The organism is Vibrio sp. V09_P4A23P171 (assembly GCF_963875615.1).
In the GTDB taxonomy this organism is placed as follows: Bacteria; Pseudomonadota; Gammaproteobacteria; order Enterobacterales; family Vibrionaceae; genus Vibrio; species Vibrio anguillarum.
This window is the reverse complement of the sequence record NZ_CAWNMR010000007.1, coordinates 1-17023: the sequence shown is the minus strand read 5'-3', so window position 1 is coordinate 17023 and position 17023 is coordinate 1. Positions and strand designations below refer to the sequence as shown.

Below are 17023 nucleotides of genomic sequence, written 5' to 3'. Positions count from 1 at the left end.
AATATAACACGCACACCGAAAGAGAATGATTACGATTGTTCATGAGCATTGAGAGGATTAAGCGATCAACTTTTTTGGCAATTTTATCGCACAGATATTGACTAAACGGCAGCGTGTCAGTCGCGGTAAGAAAAGAGATTGTATATATGCAGACTGCGTAAGTTTTTATGAACACCTTTTTGCACAGCCTTCTGAACGTGAGATCTCCTGCATAAATAATGAAACATCACATACATAACAAATTAAAATGCGATATAGGTTTAATTTATTGACTGAGCAAATGGTTATCTTAGTTGCGATTTAACTATCCAATGAGAAAATTATGACAACGAAAATTTCATACCTTACCCTACTGGCACTGCTTTGCTCTCCCCTTACCAGTGCGCAGACAGAAAATAGTAACGCTGAGCAACCATCAAGCCATGTGACATGTCGCGCTCACAACCTGACTCTGAATTTAACCACCGATCAATATGCTTCTGAAACAAGTTGGGAAATAAAAAACAGCCTCTCACAGGTTATTTATGCGGGTAATAATTACTCAGACTCCACATCTTATAGTCAAGAAATATGCTTATCGGATGGTGAATATCAATTCACCATCCATGACAGTTATGGTGATGGTATTTGCTGTGGCTCTGGCAATGGCCTTTATTCCTTAGCCAAAGGCTCGGAAATACTGGCCTCTGGTGGAGAATTTCAATACAACCAATCAAACAGCTTATTACTTGGTGAATCAACACCTCCCGCTAACCATGACTATTATCAAGCCGCGATAGGAAAAACAGGTTTTGAACTAAAAACGGCCTTATACAACATCATAAAGAATCATAATAGCCGCGGTTATTCCGCAATTTGGACACTATTACAAAATGCAGACATAGATAACTACTATGAGAATGACGGTTCAATGTTAGATATCTATTCTGAGAAACCTGACAACAACGACAGTGTTAGTTTTACTAAAGTCAGCGATCAGTGTGGTCAGTATCGACGAGAAGGCGATTGTTACAATAGGGAACACTCATTTCCTAAAAGTTGGTTTGGGGGCAGCGTTGAGCCAATGAATTCCGACGGTCACCACTTGTTTGCCACTGATGGTTTTGTCAATGCAAAACGCAGTAACTGGCCATTTGGCGAAGTTGGTCATATCACTTATACCTCAAGTAATGGTTCAAAACTTGGCAGTGCAAGCAATACGCTAGGTTATAATGGCACCGTATTTGAGCCTATTGATGAATTTAAAGGCGATCTAGCGCGCGCCTATTTTTACATAGCAACCCGCTACGAGAACCGTATCGGCAGCTGGCAAGGAAATACTGACAACGCTGATGCCATACTTGATGGTACTAGTACCGTGGTTTTTGAAGCTTGGGCTCTGGCTATGCTAAAGCGTTGGCACCAAGAAGATCCTGTGAGTGCTAAAGAACGCCAGCGCAATGACGCCGTTTATCAATTTCAAGGTAACCGGAATCCCTATATCGATCATCCTGAATATGTAAGCCAAATTTGGGGTCATTAGGCTCTTTATATTGGGTAAGTAGATAGGCGCGATAGTAGTGCCTATCTACTTGTTATTTATTGTTTGTTGTTCGGAATTGTCTACTGGTATTAGCCTTTATAAATACAACCCGCCGTGCAGGTTTCTTTAATTTCAACTTTGCTGAGCAGTGGTAAGCTTGGCTTTAATTGTTGCCAAATCCATTTCGCAAGCACTTCACTGGTTGGGTTCTCTAACCCTTCAATGTCATTCAAGTAATAGTGATCTAAACGATCATAAATAGGTTTAAATATCGCTTTAATTTCAGAAAAATCAATCACCCAACCAGTATGAGGATCGACCTCACCTTCTACATACAGACGAACTAAAAAAGAGTGCCCATGTAAACGGCCGCACTTATGCCCTGCAGGTACATGAGGTAAACGATGCGCGGCTTCAAACATAAACTCTTTGTATAATTCTGTTTTCATCTTGGTTCTCAAGCTTTTAAAAGAGAGGCAATACTAAGGAATATAGACTCACGAAACAAGTTTCTAGACAGCTTTGTTTACATTGCAAGACAGATGAAACCGTACAATTTATCACGGTGATACAACGGAAAATCCCACGCCTTTGAGTGATATTTTAAGCATTAATAGGGAATCATGACGTGCCACATCACATTTGTTAAACCTATAGTATGTATAGGGTCACACTCCAAAGACTACAACTTTTGCACTAGTGCATATTAACGCTATATTTACACTGTCACCCTCTCAATAATAATAAAATTATCATGAACTCAACAATTACGTCTAAATTGCTACTTACGCTCATCACCGTTTTTGCTTTTGTATTAACGGTATCAACCAGCTATCAATATATACAACAACGTGACCTGCTCAATTCGGTGTTGAGCGAGCAGTTACACGATAAAGCGAGTAACTACTTTGATAGCCTCAATATGATGATGTTGACTGGTACCATGGCTCAGAAAGAGACCTTACGCCAAAAGGCACTCGCGCAAGATGGTATTGAACAGGTGCGAGTATTACGTTCAGAGGCGGTCAGTAAACTTTATGGTCCTGGAAAAGAAAATCAACAGCCAATGGACGAGATAGATAAACGCGCACTGGCCGGGGAAACCGTCATTGAACCATTCAATGCTTCCTGGGGGAAAGGATTAGTCGTCGCCTTACCGATGAAATCAAGCCTAGATTACCGAGGCACAAACTGCGTATCTTGTCATATGGCGGAAGAAGGAACCGTTTTAGGGGCTATTCGTCTTGAATATAACCTGAGCCATGTAAACCAAATGATCAGTACTCACACTGTCATTGCCGTTATTATTATGGCTTCCATTGCCTTTATCGGATTTATGATCACGCTTTTTTTGATCCGCAAGATGATTGTTCGCCCTATCCAGCATACGTCACGATTCATGTGTGAAATCAGTAAGAGCAAAGATTTATCAAAACGACTTATCAGCACCAAAAAAGATGAACTCGGACAACTCGCGATCTCCATCAACTCTTTAATGGACACGGTTTCGGACAGTTTGGCAAAAGTGCAAGAAACCTCTCATTCGCTTGCCGATTCAGCAAACCAGCTAACCGACGTAGCACAAACAACTAACCAAGCGGCAAAAAATCAGCAGCGTGAAACCTCTGACGTCCAGCTAAATATTGAAGAGATGCAATCTCAACAACAGACGGTTAATCAAGCTACCGTTGATGCATCAAAGCTTATCAAACATACCGCTAACGTCGCTCAACAAAGTGCACAGCAAGCACATACAGCTAGCTCTGATATCAAAGGTTTAGTGAGCGATATCGAGTCCGTGAAAGATAAAATTTCTGAACTTAATAATCAGACAGGGCTGGTTTCCTCCATTCTTGAAACGATTAAAAGTATCGCCGAACAAACTAATTTGCTGGCTTTAAACGCGGCGATTGAAGCAGCACGAGCGGGTGAACAAGGAAGAGGCTTTGCGGTCGTGGCCGATGAAGTGCGAAAACTCGCCTCACGAACGGCAGAAGCGACTGGAAACATTGAGAAAATCATCGCTCAATTCCAACGTGACAGTGAAACATCGCTCACCTCAGTTGATTTGGTCTGCTCACATGCGCATCAACGTTCAAATGAAGTCGAAGTTTTATCTTCCGCAATGAGTAATGCCGTACAAGAGATGCAGCAGGTGCTGGATCATGCAAACAATATTCAAGATCAAACACGAACGACCACACAAGTCAGCCAAGAAATTCAAGGGAAGATCGAAGTCATTACTCGACATGCTGATGATACGTCTCAATCGGCAACGCAAACCCGAGAAATCAGCGTCAATTTAAAACAGCTATCGCAGCGCTTAGAAACATTGATGAATCAATTTACGCTTTCTGCTAAGAATTCGGCCACGAATCGACAATAAAGGTTGATGCGAACGAATTGACAGGTAATATGTGCCATTGAATTAAAAAGTAATAAGCAACCCAATGTTTCGCTTGTTTTTTGTCCACTTTATAGAGTGAGAATACCTTTGAACATTGGGTTGAATTTTTACCTCAATGGAGACTATATCAAACATGACTTACGCGCCTGTAACAGACGTATTGAGCGGTAAGCTAGCCGTTGACAGTGAAGTGACTGTCCGAGGCTGGATTCGTTCTCGTCGTGATTCCAAAGCTGGAATCTCTTTTCTTGCCATTTATGACGGCTCTTGTTTCGACCCGATTCAGGCCGTGGTCCCTAATAATCTGAATAATTACAATGACGAAGTGCTAAAGCTCACTACTGGCTGCTCTGTCGAAGTAACAGGTAAGATTGTTGAGTCCCCTGCTTCTGGTCAAGCATTTGAACTTGCAGCAACTGAGGTGAAGGTTGTTGGCTGGGTTGAAGATGCTGAAACCTACCCAATGGCAAAAACTCGCCATTCAATTGAATATCTTCGTGAAGTGGCGCATCTTCGCCCACGTACCAACGTGATTGGCGCAGTGGCTCGTGTACGCAACTCCCTTTCTCAAGCCATCCACCGCTTTTACCACGAGCAAGGTTATTTCTGGATGTCAGCGCCGCTGATTACCGCTTCTGATGCAGAAGGTGCGGGTGAGATGTTCCGTGTTTCAACGCTGGATTTCGCTAACCTTCCTCGTACTGAGCAAGGCAATGTCGATTTCAATGAAGACTTCTTCGGCAAAGAGACATTTCTTACAGTTTCAGGACAGTTAAATGCCGAAGCGTATGCTTGTGCATTAAGCAAAGTGTACACTTTTGGCCCAACGTTCCGTGCTGAAAATTCAAACACGAGCCGCCACCTTGCAGAATTTTGGATGGTAGAGCCAGAAGTCGCGTTTGCTGATCTAAACGATGTCGCGAAACTGGCTGAAGATATGCTGAAGTACGTCTTCAAAGCCGTTCTTGAAGAACGTCGTGATGACCTTGAGTTTTTTGCTTCGCGTATCGACAAAGAGGCAATTACTCGTCTTGAGCAGTTCGTTAATTCAGATTTTGCGCAAGTAGACTATACAGATGCTGTGAAGATCCTAATCGATTCAGGCCGTAAGTTTGAATTTGATGTTGAATGGGGCATTGATCTTTCTTCTGAACACGAACGCTTCCTTGCTGAAGAGCACTTCAAAGCGCCTGTGATCGTCAAGAACTACCCTAAAGACATTAAAGCATTTTACATGCGTCTAAACGACGATGGTAAAACTGTCGCTGCAATGGATGTTCTTGCCCCAGGTATTGGTGAAATCATCGGTGGCTCTCAACGTGAAGAACGTTTAGATGTTCTTGATGCGCGTATGATTGAAATGGGCATAGATCCTGAACATATGAGTTGGTATCGCGACTTACGTCGTTACGGTACTGTACCGCACGCGGGTTTCGGCCTTGGCTTTGAGCGCTTAGTGTCCTATGTGACCGGTATGGGCAACGTGCGTGATGTGATTCCTTTCCCACGTACACCACGCTCTGCAAACTTCTAAAAATCAAACACGATTTTTGTAAAAACCACCGACGTTAAACTCGGTGGTTTTTTTATTTCCCCAACAATCAGTGTTCACTCTCAATAACAATAGAGTGAATTTCAAATAAACATGAGATCAAAATCACCTCAATTTCATCTTCCTTTGTTACATTTAGTTCAATTACATGATCATGTTCACTCTATTGTGCTATGCAACCGAGTTACATTAACCACGTATTCAGATCAATCCATGGCGAGAACTTATATGAAAAAAAATGATGTAGATAATTTGCAGTACAATGGTGAAACAAACGGTGTTCATGGCTGGATGACCCCTTCTGGTCAACCTTACTACTGGCATCCTGATTGGCTTCATATCGCAGAAGATGCTACTGGCTTAAAGCCTAAACAAGCGCTAGATGTGGCAGAAAATGAACAAGCAACAAAAAAACATGCCGTGTCGGCTATTTTGAAGCATATCAATCAATGGGCTTCAGAAAAGCTCGCCGAACACCCTGAAATAGAAACCGAAGCCATCGAATCTCAAATTGGTTTAAAAAAGTAACTACTACGACTTGTTGGGAGCGTCTCAACAAGTCGGTTTCAACTAAAAATAAATGAAGATCTGATCTATAAGTGCCTCGATGAAGCTCGTTGCAATATTTTCTGCGCTATTTGATTGAGTGGTAGCACCGAACAAGCACCACCACGTTCGATTGCCTCTTTGGGCATACCAAAAACGATGCAGCTTGCTTCATCTTGTGCAACTGTATAGGCACCGCTCTCTTTCAACTCATGCAAACCTCGTGCGCCATCATCTCCCATTCCCGTCAAAATAAAACCGACAGCGTTAGGGCCTACATGTTTTGCCGCTGAGCGAAAAAGTACATCAACTGATGGTTTATGCCTGTTAACTGCGGGGCCATCTTTGATTTCGACTTGATAATGTGCACCACTTCGATTCAGTTGCATGTGACGACCACCTGGAGCGATCAATGCCAACCCCGGAAGAACTCGGTCGCCATTCTTTGCTTCCCTGACCTCTATTTGACAAAGCCCATTGAGCCGGTCAGCAAACATCGCGGTAAATTTTTCGGGCATATGTTGCACGATAACAATCCCCGGAGAGACTGCTGGCAATGCTGTTAAGATCGCTTCTAAAGCTTGTGTCCCACCTGTAGATGTGCCGATCACGACCACTTTTTGTGTGGTCTTCAATGTTAATGTCGAGTGATTCGGATTCGGCATTGTTTGCTGTACTTTCTTGAGTACATGAGGTTTGGGTTTAACAATATTTTCTAGCTTTGCTTGTGCGGCGGCGCGCACCGCACTTAACATTTCCTGCCGACTTTCTTGTAGAAAATCTTTCAACCCTGCTTTGGGTTTAGTGATAATCGTCAACGCACCCGCTTGCAATGCTTGCATAGTCACTTCCGCACCACGTTCCGTCAGTGTAGAACAAATGATGACAGGCGTCGGATGCTCCGCCATCAGTTGCTTAAGAAACGTAATACCATCCATACGAGGCATTTCTACATCTAAGATAATCACATCTGGCCATTGAACAGCCATTTTTTTTTGAGCGAATATGGGATCAGAAGCAGGAGTAAGCACTTCAATATCAGGTTCATTACTCAACAAAGCGCTGATCACTTGCCGAACAACCGCGGAGTCATCCACGATTAATACTTTTATTTTTTTCATGTAATGCCTCTATAAGTCGACACTCAATGGCTGATTAATAAGCTACCTCTCTTGCAGAAGATCGCCCATATTGAACCCAAACATCACCATTTTGGACATCAAAAAATACTTTACGATAACGCTTTCCACCCACATCATTGCGGCTTACTTGAAAACCGTGCTCTTTCAGTAACTGCATACCCAGTCGCACATTTTGTTGTGCAACATTTATCGAAGCGACTTTACTGTAGTGACCTGCAAACATAGTGCTACCTCCAAATACTTTAACAACACATTCCTTAGGATTGATTTGATATCGTCGGCACTGAAGGGAAAAGTACGCCACAACATCGCTAGCATAATAGCCTTCAGGTTGTTTGGCCTCTCCACCTAGGGCGGATCGCTGGCTCAACAGATAATGGCACATACCCACTAACTGCGTTTTTGGATGCCATAACGTAATGGCAACGCACGAACCCAGCAGCGTATGAATCCAACCTCTGTGATGACCAAAGAATATCTCGCCAGGCATCAAGTTCAGAGCCTCTGTTTTAGGTAAAAATTCGTTCGCCATTAATCACAAATCCCTCGTTTTTGATAGATAGACGGCTGCAGTAATTGCAAGTCATCGCAGTTGAGTCCGTTTAATGTTTCAGAGTGGCCTATTAATAAAATACCACCACTTTTTAATCGGCTCGTAACGTTACTAATGACTCTTTGTTTGGTATTTTGATCAAAATAAATCATAACATTACGTAAAAAAATAAGATCAAAGTGACCAAGTTCATCCAACTGATTTTGTAAGTTCGCTAATCCGAATTTCACTTTTTTCCTTAATGAATTAACGATTTTCAATGTGTCATGCTTGGTATCGATGCCTTTTCGGCAATACGTTTTGAGATAGGCTTTCGGTATATGTTCATGGCGTAGCATCGGATAAATACCTTGTGATGCAATTTGCAACACTTGACTATTGATATCGGTACCAACTATTTGCCATTCTCCTTGGTAACGGCTGTCTAATAACATTGCCAGAGAATAAGCCTCTTCACCTGTCGAGCTTGCTGCGCTCCAGCAACGGATCTGTTTTTTCCCCCATACAGTGAAGAGATGGTGCTGGATGTAAGCAAAATGGGCCTCTTCTCTGAAAAAGTATGTTTCATTGGTGGTCAGCAAATTGATGACTCGTTGCCGCTCAAGTTTGCGTACTTGCTGATCGCTAAATTTCGTCAAATACTCAAAATACTCCCGATATGAACTTATACCGAGCTCTCTTAAGCGCCCGCTTAAACGCCCAACCACCAACGCTTTCTTACTAGGTGTTAGTGCGATACCTGCAGATTGATATATCCAGCCACGATACAACTCAAAGTCTGCATCACTGATGACGGGCATTTGCTCCATGGCTGAATTCCCAAGTTGCTGAGATTTGTGCTTAACTTGCAAGTTCATTCTGCTCTTTGACCTGTTCCATCATGGCCAACTCTTCAACAGATAGGACTTTATCCTCCGCTAAAATAATGACAAACTCTTCATCGAATTGAGCCATACCACAAATAAATTCGGTCCGGATCTTGGTACCAAAATTAGGGGCAGGTCTCATAAACTTACTTGATATTTCAATGACTTCAGAAACACTGTCAACCATAACACCTAGGTCTTGACGCTGTTCTTCATTCGTCACTTCGATAATGACAACACAAGTCTTTTTATTCACTTCTTGCGGTTTAAGATAAAAACGCCGAGCTAGGTTGACGACAGGTACCACTTCACCACGCAAGTTAATAATGCCTTGAATGTAGTCAGGCATCATTGGCACCTGAGTTACTTTGCCATACTCTAATATTTCCTTAACATGCAAAATCGCAAAGGCGTACATTTCACCATTGAGCTGAAATGTTAAGTACTGTTGATCTTGTGCTAATTCTGTATTGGACTTAGCCAATATCATCGAGTTAGCCTCAACCGGGATAAGATTAGCCACATTCACCTCCAGCCACTAAAAGCGCACATACTCAGGTTCATCGTCCATAGAGACAAACTCAACATCTTTCTTCTGTTTAGGGCGTTGCTGCTCATGGTGAACTGAAGATTTATTTGCTGCTTCACGGCGATTATTTTCTGTTTTGAAGAAGGTCATTAGTTGCTGGAGCTGCTGTGCTTGGCTACTCATCTCTTCAGAGGTCGACGCAAGCTCTTCTGATGCGGAAGCACTTTGTTGCGTGATACTGTTGAGCTGTTCCATCGCTTGGTTAATTTGTGTTGCTCCGGTTGCTTGTTCCATTGAAGCTGCGTTGATCTCTTGTACTAAATCGGATGTTCTTTGAATAGAAGGCACCATTTCATCCAGCAGTTTTCCGGCTTGTTCCGCTAAACCAACGCTATTTTTAGCAACCTCACCAATTTCTTGAGAAGCAACCTGACTGCGCTCTGCCAATTTTCGGACTTCTGCAGCCACCACTGCAAAACCTTTACCATGCTCGCCAGCTCTAGCAGCTTCGATTGCGGCGTTGAGCGCAAGTAAGTTAGTTTGATAAGCGATATCATCAATAATACCAATTTTCTCAGCTATCGATTTCATCGCTAACACAGTTTTAGCTACCGCTTCTCCACCTTCTTTCGCTTCTTTAGCCGCTTTGCCTGCCATGCTATCGGTCACTTTCGCATTTTCAGTGTTTTGCGCGATTGAGGCTGACATCTGCTCTACCGACGAGGTAGTCTGTTCAACACTGGCCGCTTGTTCGCTCGCCCCTTGACTTAAGTTCTGAGCGGTAGCTGAAACTTCTTCGGATGCCGAAGCCAATGCATTACTTGAGCTATTCACTTCACCTACGATGTCTGACAACTTGGCCACCATTTTTTGCATGGCTTCAAGCAAGCGACCCAATTCATCGCCTGACGTCGCTTCAATTTTACCTGTTAAATCACCCACAGCGAGTCGGTTAGCCAGCGACACTGCTTGCTCTAAAGGATTACAGATCCCGCGGATCAAGGTAACCGCAAATCCAATACCAAACAGTAGCCCCAATATAATTGATCCAATGGCTATTATTTGTAGGTTGTCATAAAGCTCAACCTCATGGTTATAAACATTCTGCGCTTCATTAGATTGCAGCTGAATTAATGCATTTACTGTTTTTTCAACGGGTGCATAGAGTGGGCGCACTTTATCAACCGCAAGGCGAGTCGCTTCATCAATGTCTAAACGTCGCAAAGCATCAATGGTGGGCTGTAGAGCTTGCTCAACAAAGACTTTATTTTGTTCTTCAAATTGTGTTGCTAATTCAGCCTCCTCCTTGGTTAATTTAGTTAACTTGTATTTGCCCCATTTGTCATCAATCACTTTGAGGTGGTTCTCAACCGTCTCAATCTGAGCACGAATAATATCCGCTTCTGGGTACAGTTGTGAAAAAGCCAGCGCTATACGATTGCTCAGAAGACGAGATTTAATGTCACCGATAGACAGTGCTGGTACGGTTCGGTCATAGTAGACCGTTTCTAGCCCATGCAGTGTTTTTTGCATACCATAAAGCCCGAGTGATCCGACTACAATGAGTAACAAACTTAAGATGCCAACTAGCATACTTAGTTTGAATTTAACTGAAATATTTTTAAACATAGCCTATTCCTTTCTGACGATGTAATTGAGCCAAGTTAGTGCATTGCCAATAAGCGATGCTTCGACTCTTCCTTCATAATATGTTGCGATAAACTGGCGATATCTAAGATAAGAGCAATATCCCCGCTGCCCAAAATAGTCGAACCGCTGATTCCTTTAACCCGTGAAAAAATCGGCCCAAGTGGCTTAATTACGGTTTGTAATTCCCCCAACAAATTATCCACGATCAAACCAGCACTTTGCCCTGCACTACTGACCACCACCACATTTTGGCGTTTTGAGCGACGCGCAGTGAGGTTAAATTGCACTCTTAAATCAATTAAAGGCAGTACTTGTCCCCTGAGATTAATATAAGGTTTGCCTTGGCCATCTTTGAGCCACTGGTCATCAAGTTCGACGCATTCTTGAACGGCATCCAATGGCACAACGAAGGTTTCGCTACTCACTTCAATTAGGAAACCATCAATGATCGCGAGTGTGAGCGGCAATACAATGCGGATAGTTGTTCCTCGATTAAGTAGGCTGTGAATCTCTACTCGACCTCGCAAATCAGTAATATTTCGCTTCACTACGTCCATACCGACACCGCGTCCTGAAATATTGGAAACCTGCTGGGCCGTTGAAAAGCCGGGCTCAAAAATGAGCTGAAAAATCTCGTCATCGCTCACGAGTTGGTTTTCATCAAGTAGCCCTTTTTCAATCGCTTTTGCGCGCAATTTTTCGCTGTTGAGCCCTTTTCCGTCATCGCTCACATCGATCACTATATTGCCTGAGTCATGGTAAGCATTGAGCGTGATGGTGCCGTGAGAAGGTTTACCATTTGCGACACGCTCTTCCTCTGTTTCAATGCCGTGGTCAATCGCATTGCGCACTAAATGCATTAAAGGATCGCCAATTTTTTCAATCACTGATTTATCTAATTCGGTATCCGCACCGGTAATCGTGAGATGAATACTTTTGTTTAGCTCCTTCGCCATATCACGAACAACACGTTGAAAACGGGCAAATGTCGCACCGATAGCCACCATTCTAAGCTGTAGTGCCGCGTCTCTGACTTCTTCGAGAAGGCCATTAAGCCGTGCAACAGATTCAATCATTACATTTTCGCCAATTAGCTCCGCCTGTAATGCACTGCCGGCACCTGCGGTGACCAATTCCCCGACTAAATTAATTAAGGTATCTAACTTTTCAGCATCCACTCGCAAGCTTTTTTGCTCTTTGGTTAGCGCCTCTCGGGCTTTACTTTGTTTATCGACCGCCGCATTGAGTACGGGTGCTAATTGAGCATCAGCCTGAGTGATAATTTCGCCTATGGGTATCGCGTCCGAACTCGCTTCTCGCCGCTCACTTTGTTGCTGCAATGCACGCTTCAATTCAGTCTCAGTGAGCGCGCCACAACGAACTAATATTTCGCCAATTCTATAATTTTCATCGGGCATTGATTGAATGTGCTCAATGAAGTCACCCACTTTGGCACTGGGTGGAAAGATGCGAACGTCACCTTCTTCACGAATGAATTCAAACACGTCTTCGATTTGTTGTTTAGATGCCGGCGAATAGAAACGCAGTTCAAAACCCAAATAACAACATTCCGGATCAAAGTTGTGCCAATCAGGTAATTTTCGGTCGACCGCCTCGATATAAATAACCTCTCCCAGCGTAGTTAAATAAGAAAGAAAAGAGAGCGGATCCATACCATCTTGGAATGCATGAAGCGGGAAAGTTAAAGAAATATGCCAGCAGAAATTATCGAGTGCGGTGTGATCAGGTTCAGATTCCGTGGTTGGTGAATGACTTTCTGGTTCAGATTGACCTAAAAACTCAGACAATCGGGCCCCTAAGCGCTGTCCGGTAACGTCATCTTCTGATGACTCTTGCCCCGTTTGAGCATCATCAATCAAGCTCACCATGTGATCGCGGCACTCAAGCAACAAGGAAATATGCTTTTCATGCAACTTAAGTTGTTCTGAGCGCAATAAATCAAGCAAGCTTTCTACTTTATGAGTAAAACGAACGATCTCATTTAAGTTAAATATCCCTGCTGAGCCTTTTACAGTATGCGCTGCTCGGAAAATTGCGTTTAATCGCTCATTTAAGCCATCAAGATTCCCGCTATCCAGTTCAAGAAGGTCAGATTCCATCCCTTCAAGCAACTCCCTACTCTCATTAAAATAAGTTTGGAGCGCCGCAGCCATCATTTCGTCCATAGTATCTCCCTGGGGCTTCGTCATTAGCTTGTCACTTTGTCTTATTGTGAACTCGAAAGAACGATAGGGTCATGAAACCATCCCACTAGCCCCAGTTTACCCAGCACATCCACCACGACTTCACTGTGATGAATCAGTTCACATCCCTGTTCTATTCTTGCTTTTTTAAATGCCATCAATACTTGTACGCAACTGCTGTCCAGAGCAGTGACTTGGGAAAGTTCAATGGCGATCTTCTCGCTATGAGACACAAAAGGGGTCAGCTGCTCAAACAAATTTCGAGCCTCATAAATCGTCAGTTCACCGTCAAGTTTTAACATTAATTGCTCATCGGTTTGGTGTGGAGTCAGCATAATCCCCCCTTAGGCTTGGATCAGTTTTGCTACGGCGGCAAGCATCTGTTCAGGTGCAAACGGTTTTACAACCCAAGCTTTCGCACCCGCAGCACGACCCTGTTCTTTCTTCGATGCCTCAGATTCAGTTGTGAGCATAATCACCGGCGTAAATTTTGTGTCTGGCCTTTGCTTCAGCTCTTTAAGTAAGGTAATGCCATCCATATTCGGCATATTTACGTCGCTGATGACCAAATGAACACGATTCCCGGCCAATTTGGATAATGCATCTTTACCATCATGAGCTTCGATCGTCTGATAGCCTGCTCCTTTTAAGGTCATACTCACAACCTGCCGAATTGAAGCCGAATCATCTACAACAAGTACCGTTTTGTTCATCACAGAGTTCCTCATTTATTCATTTACGGTTCTCAAAAGAAAGTAATGTCCGTGCTAGTCACCTTGCTTTTCACCTCAGTAACCTTGCCTTTGTGGCTTTCATGTTGTTCTATCATGGTGTAGTTCTTGGTCATTTTTTCCAGCCATTTTTGCGGGGATAATTCGCCTGCGATCGCATGATTGCTGTCTTGTTTGAGCAGCTCTAATGAGTCACTGAGTTCTTTGAGATTGGTACTGATTTGCTCTAATATTTGGCTTACTCGGTCTTGAAATTGCAATTTCACAATCACATTACTGATTGTTTCCTTCACCGAAAATGCATCTTCTTTTAACCGCTCAGACTGTTGCTGTAAGGTTTGTGCCATATCTTGGAAGTGGTTAATGACATAATCGATACGCTGCTCGGTTTGTTCCATTTGTTCACTCTCAGCCGCAATAGCCATTTCAGCCGTCTTAAATGTAGTATTAATCGCATCACTGACAACGTTCACTTTCTCCGTCATGCTGCTAGCGATCTCCCTTGAACGCTGTGAAAGGTTACGCACTTCATCGGCCACCACTGCAAAACCTCGACCTGCCTCTCCTGCTCTGGCTGACTCAATGGCAGCATTAAGTGCTAATAAGTTGGTTTTTTCAGCAATGCCCACCACATCGGTTGCCATTTTTTTTAAATCGACTGTGTATTGATCAAGGCTGCGCATTTCATCAAGCATATGCTCTCTTGTCTTTTGGCTTTCTCTAAGCTCATCAACCGCTTTAGAAAGCATGGCTCGACAACGCTCAATTTCGCTCATTAAATTACGCTCATCTTTTAAGGTTGAGCCTTGCGAGAAGGAGAGTGCTTGTGAAAGCTGCGTGACAAGATCACCAAATTGCTGGCTCAGTTGAGTAACAGAATCGGTAAGTTGCACATTGGCTAAATCAATATGACGAGACCACACTGGCAGAGATTGAGCAAAGAGAGGCTCTAAAGAATGATATCCATCCAGTTGGATCTCTTGTGTTTGAGAAAGGTGTTCAATCGTCTTTTTTTGAGCTTTGACTTGGGAAATGAAGGATTCGTAATTCCAAATTGCATAGCTAACACTAGCAAAAGTAACAAATAATAGAGCCCAAACACCAAAATGTGTTGGCTGTGGCATAAGAGCAACTATCGACAATAGCACTAAGGGCACGTAAACACGTACCAGCCTAATGAGGAGCATGATTTATTATCCTTTAGCCATAAAACACTGACGAAAGCTATGACGTTATGTAAGAAGTTGTTATGCAACGCCTGGAGCTCATAACTAAAGATAGGAAAGCTTGGAGGAATCTGCAATGTAGTCGGTAGATGTAATTTTACTTTTGTTGTGTTAGGTAATTTTAAACAGTCCACTCTTATCAGCCAGAGTAATGATTAACTTTCGTTAAGTTCGGCTGAGTAACGTCATTAAGCCCTCTCCTCTGTTCTCATAACATGACGCACTGATCGGATCACATGAGCTTCATTTAATTTAGCTATCTTTCCTAGAAATACATCACTAGAATCCATCGCTTTTCTGATCCTCCGCACATCGGTTAATCACGAAAACACAACATCGAACGAATTTAATCACCTAAACTTAAGCATCACATACTGTAATGAAATCAAATTCATGAATAATACCAAGCAAAACAACAGCCAACTCACCGCACTGCTCTACCTCTTAGCTGCGCTGCTATTTGCCACCTATGGCGGACGAATCTGTCCGATGTTGTCCAGTTTAAGCGCATTAGAAATCACAGCCCATGTGACGATTAGTGTATTTTGTGCATGGGTAATGCGTCGATATCTCTTTATTCACCACCAGTGGGCAAAAACAGAACAGTATGCGAAGCTCGATAGTGTTTTGTTTTTTCTTGTCAGCATTCCACTATCCCTTTACTACAATCAGCGCTATCAATTCACCATCGATAGCAATATAAAAATTCTATTTGGTTTAACACTGTTTGGTTTCTTTACCGGAAGCTTATTACAACTCATCGCCAAACGAGCTCAATATCGCCAGCACGCAGTACAATTGAATCGTCAACAACTCCAAGGTGAAAGGCATTCGATTGTTAAGCAGATGATCGGGTTAATGATGCTGATGATCATCACTCTGACAGCCACACTCACGATGGTCGCGGTGAAAGATCTTTTTTGGCTTGAACATAACCCTGCCAGTTTAATCAATGGGCATGGCAAGATAAGCATTATTAAAGAGTTTATTTATGTTTCTTTGGTTTTGGGCGGTTATGTGATCGCTATCCTCTGGCAGTGGGGAAGGCTGATGAAGCAAATATTGCACGCTCAAGAGCATTCGCTATGCCAAGTGACTCAAGGTGATATAGCACAACGCTTACCAATTTTTGAAAATAACGAGTTAGGCTCTGTGGCTTGGTTGACCAATCAAATGTTGGATAGCCTACAAAACTCACAGGATGAAGTAAAAACCACGCGTGATGTCGCCATCGTCAGCCTGGCCGCTTTAGCTGAATCTCGCGATAATGAAACTGGCGCTCATATTTTACGTACTCAAGAATATGTCAAAGTACTCGCGCAATATCTAAGCCAAAAACCGAAATATCAGCCTTTATTAACGCCCACTTATATTGATTTACTCTACAAATCAGCCCCATTACACGACGTTGGCAAAGTCGGTATCCCTGATGCCGTCCTACTGAAACCCGGCAAGCTCACCGATGATGAGTTCACTATTATGAAGGGACACCCTGAGATCGGCGCACAAGCGCTGTCGATTGCCGAGCAGCACCTTGGCACAAGTTCCTTTTTAGCAATCGCGAAAGAAATCGCCCTCACTCACCATGAAAAATGGGATGGTTCGGGCTATCCAAAACAACTCAAAGGGGAAGAGATTCCACTCTCAGGCCGTTTAATGGCACTGGCTGATGTATATGATGCGCTCATCTCAAAGCGCGTTTACAAACCCGCGTTTTCTCATGATGAAGCAAAAGCCATCATTCTACAGGGCGAAGCGACACATTTTGACCCACAAGTCGTAGAGGCTTTTTTGAGTGTTGAACAACAATTTGTCGCCATTGCCGCTCGCCATCAGGATAAACATTAATCTCTTATTACAGTAGCTCCTCCGCTCAACGGCAAAATATCGTATTTGATGATGAATTTTGCCGTTGAGCTGACTACTTCTCAAAGTAAAACCTATTTAATTTCCCCACATGAAAACGGTGGATGATAGAGTTTTTTTAAAAAAATCGCCTTTTTGTTCATGATTCTTAGCCAACATAAATTATTTTCAGTTTTTCTGTTTTGTGTGTTGTAACGGATATTTCATAAAGGTATAAATACCTTAATTT

At 43.0% G+C, this 17023-nt stretch carries 15 protein-coding genes; 5 read left to right on the top strand and 10 right to left on the bottom strand.

Features of this window, described 5'->3' with window-relative positions:
• Positions 1–322 precede the first annotated feature (322 nt).
• Positions 323–1522, top strand: coding sequence for an HNH endonuclease signature motif containing protein (locus tag AACT23_RS03050; RefSeq protein ID WP_064625287.1), 1200 nt, complete (start codon positions 323–325; stop codon positions 1520–1522).
• An 89-nt stretch (positions 1523–1611) separates the two neighbouring features.
• Here AACT23_RS03050 and queD read toward each other — a convergent pair whose 3' ends face one another.
• Positions 1612–1971 carry a 6-carboxytetrahydropterin synthase QueD gene (queD, locus tag AACT23_RS03045; protein WP_010320709.1) on the bottom strand — a complete coding sequence of 120 codons (360 nt, stop codon included), beginning with the start codon at positions 1969–1971 and terminating at the stop codon, positions 1612–1614.
• A gap of 305 nt (positions 1972–2276) precedes the next feature.
• Here queD and AACT23_RS03040 point away from each other — a divergent pair, with 305 nt between their 5' ends.
• The 3 genes from AACT23_RS03040 to AACT23_RS03030 all read left to right on the top strand — a co-directional run bounded on the left by AACT23_RS03040 (position 2277) and on the right by AACT23_RS03030 (position 6009).
• Positions 2277–3908, top strand: coding sequence for a methyl-accepting chemotaxis protein (locus AACT23_RS03040; RefSeq protein ID WP_088728877.1), 1632 nt, complete (start codon positions 2277–2279; stop codon positions 3906–3908).
• Between the two features lie 154 nt (positions 3909–4062).
• Positions 4063–5463: an asparagine--tRNA ligase gene (gene asnS / locus AACT23_RS03035; protein ID WP_026028293.1), complete on the top strand. Its 1401-nt coding sequence runs from the start codon at positions 4063–4065 to the stop codon at positions 5461–5463.
• Positions 5464–5709: 246 nt separating this feature from the next.
• The gene (locus AACT23_RS03030; protein WP_017043621.1) at positions 5710–6009 is read left to right on the top strand and encodes a hypothetical protein; all 300 of its coding nucleotides are present in this window, start codon (positions 5710–5712) and stop codon (positions 6007–6009) included.
• 65 nt (positions 6010–6074) lie between these two features.
• On the opposite strand, the gene AACT23_RS03025 is transcribed toward AACT23_RS03030, so the two are convergent.
• From AACT23_RS03025 to AACT23_RS02985, 9 genes are read right to left on the bottom strand one after another with little or no spacing between them, the layout of a single operon-like run.
• Positions 6075–7148 (bottom strand): protein-glutamate methylesterase/protein-glutamine glutaminase, encoded by a 1074-nt coding sequence (locus tag AACT23_RS03025; RefSeq protein ID WP_094126906.1) that lies wholly within the window; start codon positions 7146–7148, stop codon positions 6075–6077.
• A gap of 34 nt (positions 7149–7182) precedes the next feature.
• On the bottom strand, positions 7183–7701 hold the full coding sequence (locus AACT23_RS03020) for a chemotaxis protein CheD (RefSeq protein ID WP_017050552.1): 519 nt from the start codon (positions 7699–7701) through the stop codon (positions 7183–7185).
• The gene (locus AACT23_RS03015; protein ID WP_017050553.1) at positions 7701–8579 is read right to left on the bottom strand and encodes a CheR family methyltransferase; all 879 of its coding nucleotides are present in this window, start codon (positions 8577–8579) and stop codon (positions 7701–7703) included. Before AACT23_RS03015 ends, AACT23_RS03020 begins: the two co-directional genes overlap by 1 nt.
• Positions 8563–9111 (bottom strand): chemotaxis protein CheW, encoded by a 549-nt coding sequence (locus tag AACT23_RS03010; protein ID WP_228209078.1) that lies wholly within the window; start codon positions 9109–9111, stop codon positions 8563–8565. The genes AACT23_RS03015 and AACT23_RS03010 overlap by 17 nt, the downstream gene beginning before the upstream one ends.
• A 15-nt stretch (positions 9112–9126) precedes the next feature.
• Positions 9127–10746, bottom strand: a complete 1620-nt coding sequence (locus tag AACT23_RS03005; protein ID WP_094126904.1) for a methyl-accepting chemotaxis protein — start codon at positions 10744–10746, stop codon at positions 9127–9129.
• A 35-nt stretch (positions 10747–10781) separates the two neighbouring features.
• The gene (locus tag AACT23_RS03000) at positions 10782–12977 is read right to left on the bottom strand and encodes a chemotaxis protein CheA (protein ID WP_017048611.1); all 2196 of its coding nucleotides are present in this window, start codon (positions 12975–12977) and stop codon (positions 10782–10784) included.
• A gap of 17 nt (positions 12978–12994) precedes the next feature.
• Positions 12995–13306: an STAS domain-containing protein gene (locus AACT23_RS02995; RefSeq protein WP_013856760.1), complete on the bottom strand. Its 312-nt coding sequence runs from the start codon at positions 13304–13306 to the stop codon at positions 12995–12997.
• Positions 13307–13315: 9 nt separating this feature from the next.
• A complete protein-coding gene (locus tag AACT23_RS02990) occupies positions 13316–13699 on the bottom strand; it encodes a response regulator (RefSeq protein WP_013856759.1) in 384 nt (127 codons plus the stop codon).
• A 17-nt stretch (positions 13700–13716) separates the two neighbouring features.
• Positions 13717–14889 carry a methyl-accepting chemotaxis protein gene (locus AACT23_RS02985; protein ID WP_094126902.1) on the bottom strand — a complete coding sequence of 391 codons (1173 nt, stop codon included), beginning with the start codon at positions 14887–14889 and terminating at the stop codon, positions 13717–13719.
• 432 nt (positions 14890–15321) lie between these two features.
• Between AACT23_RS02985 and AACT23_RS02980 the strand changes: the two genes are divergently transcribed.
• A complete protein-coding gene (locus AACT23_RS02980) occupies positions 15322–16776 on the top strand; it encodes an HD domain-containing phosphohydrolase (RefSeq protein ID WP_094126900.1) in 1455 nt (484 codons plus the stop codon).
• The last annotated feature ends 247 nt before the right edge of the window (positions 16777–17023 follow it).

What these genes read in the sequence shown, in the direction of transcription:
- AACT23_RS03025 (WP_094126906.1), bottom strand. Translation starts at nt 7,148, where the DNA reads ATGAAAAAAATAAAAGTATTAATCGTGGATGACTCCGCGGTTGTTCGG.
- AACT23_RS03000 (WP_017048611.1), bottom strand. Translation starts at nt 12,977, where the DNA reads ATGACGAAGCCCCAGGGAGATACTATGGACGAAATGATGGCTGCGGCG.
- AACT23_RS03015 (WP_017050553.1), bottom strand. Translation starts at nt 8,579, where the DNA reads ATGAACTTGCAAGTTAAGCACAAATCTCAGCAACTTGGGAATTCAGCC.
- AACT23_RS03005 (WP_094126904.1), bottom strand. Translation starts at nt 10,746, where the DNA reads ATGTTTAAAAATATTTCAGTTAAATTCAAACTAAGTATGCTAGTTGGC.
- queD (WP_010320709.1), bottom strand. Translation starts at nt 1,971, where the DNA reads ATGAAAACAGAATTATACAAAGAGTTTATGTTTGAAGCCGCGCATCGT.
- asnS (WP_026028293.1), top strand. Translation starts at nt 4,063, where the DNA reads ATGACTTACGCGCCTGTAACAGACGTATTGAGCGGTAAGCTAGCCGTT.
- AACT23_RS02995 (WP_013856760.1), bottom strand. Translation starts at nt 13,306, where the DNA reads ATGCTGACTCCACACCAAACCGATGAGCAATTAATGTTAAAACTTGAC.
- AACT23_RS03050 (WP_064625287.1), top strand. Translation starts at nt 323, where the DNA reads ATGACAACGAAAATTTCATACCTTACCCTACTGGCACTGCTTTGCTCT.
- AACT23_RS03020 (WP_017050552.1), bottom strand. Translation starts at nt 7,701, where the DNA reads ATGGCGAACGAATTTTTACCTAAAACAGAGGCTCTGAACTTGATGCCT.
- AACT23_RS03040 (WP_088728877.1), top strand. Translation starts at nt 2,277, where the DNA reads ATGAACTCAACAATTACGTCTAAATTGCTACTTACGCTCATCACCGTT.
- AACT23_RS02990 (WP_013856759.1), bottom strand. Translation starts at nt 13,699, where the DNA reads ATGAGGAACTCTGTGATGAACAAAACGGTACTTGTTGTAGATGATTCG.
- AACT23_RS02980 (WP_094126900.1), top strand. Translation starts at nt 15,322, where the DNA reads ATGAATAATACCAAGCAAAACAACAGCCAACTCACCGCACTGCTCTAC.
- AACT23_RS02985 (WP_094126902.1), bottom strand. Translation starts at nt 14,889, where the DNA reads ATGCTCCTCATTAGGCTGGTACGTGTTTACGTGCCCTTAGTGCTATTG.
- AACT23_RS03030 (WP_017043621.1), top strand. Translation starts at nt 5,710, where the DNA reads ATGAAAAAAAATGATGTAGATAATTTGCAGTACAATGGTGAAACAAAC.